1 protein-coding gene is annotated in these 1,340 nt (G+C 41.5%); it reads right to left on the reverse strand.

All coding sequences use genetic code 11. The features are described 5' to 3' along the window. A partial coding sequence (locus AC1DOS_RS20135; protein ID WP_477538911.1) for a S8 family serine peptidase occupies positions 1-1,340 on the reverse strand: 1,340 nt, incomplete at both ends.

Here is a 1,340-nt window from a genome sequence, read left to right on the forward strand (position 1 = left end):
GTTCAACAGTAATCGACTGAGCAGATGTTGTCATTTCTACCTTATTGGACACTGCGTCAAGAACCCCACTTTTAGCCTTCGAATATTCATAACTGATATCAAAAGCTTTTTGCCCGGTTCCTTTATTTTTAATAACCATTTTTCGACTGTCTTCATTCGTATCGTTTTCTTTTCTATAAATCGTACCATAAGCAATTGAACCTGTTTCTTCGTCAATCGTGACAAGGCTGCCGTTTTCATCTTTATTTTGAGTCTTGTCCATAACTTTAACAGATACATCTGCATGAACGGCTTCTTTTACATCGACTAATCCTGCTCCTATTTCATATACAGAATAATCGCTAGATAATTTATCTGATGTATTCATTAACGCCGCTTTCACATCAAACGGAGTGTAGTCTGGATGTGCTTGTAAAATAAGAGCAGCCATACCAGCTACATGAGGCGATGCCATCGATGTTCCAGAAATACGTGCGTATGCTGACGAATAATCGATTCCGTCTTCTGGACTATGAACGTATTCCGGATAAGTGGAATAGACAGATACACCAGGTGCTACTACATCAGGTTTGATGTCATAGTTCTTCGTAGCAGGTCCTCTTGAGCTGAAGCCCGCTAGATGATTTCCTTCTGTCACAACTGAACCAATATTACTAAAAGTGATGGAAGAAGATCCTGCTGCTGCTTTTAAACGCTCTCCATCCGCCTTCGTTAAACGAAAAGCAGGGATGAAATTGGTTTCATTAGCCAGATACTGGTCGATTTCGCCATCAACATTGTTATACACAATCACAGCGACTGCTCCTGCTTTTTTAGCATTGACTACCTTATCGACAAATGTGTACGAACCACGCTGAATTAATGCAACTTTTCCTGTTAAGTCAATTGGTTGACCATTAGCATCTTTATAATCGTTCTCCCCACCTAAACCAACATGGACGATCGGATATGATTGGTTTACTAACGTTTCTAACTTATCATGAAAACCTTTACCTAACAGCTTCATGTTGTTGAACGTTTCATTGCCAACGGTCGCCGATGCTGTAGGAATGCCCACTGGGAAGTCGCTTGCTCCAACTGTAATAGCAAATGCGGCTGTTCCTGGAGAACCAAGCGTTTTCTCACCCGGCCCTGAGTTACCTGCTGCTACTGTACATGTCACACCAGCAAGTGTAGCATTATTAATAGCAATGGATTCTGGCATTAACGGATCGTTTACGGCAACACCCAATGACAAGTTAATAACGTCCATTCCATCTTGTACAGCTTTATCGATACCTGCAATAATATCGGTAGACCATCCGCTACCCCATGGACCTAACACGCGGTAACTATATAAA

Source organism: Paenisporosarcina sp. P5_A11, assembly GCF_056400705.1.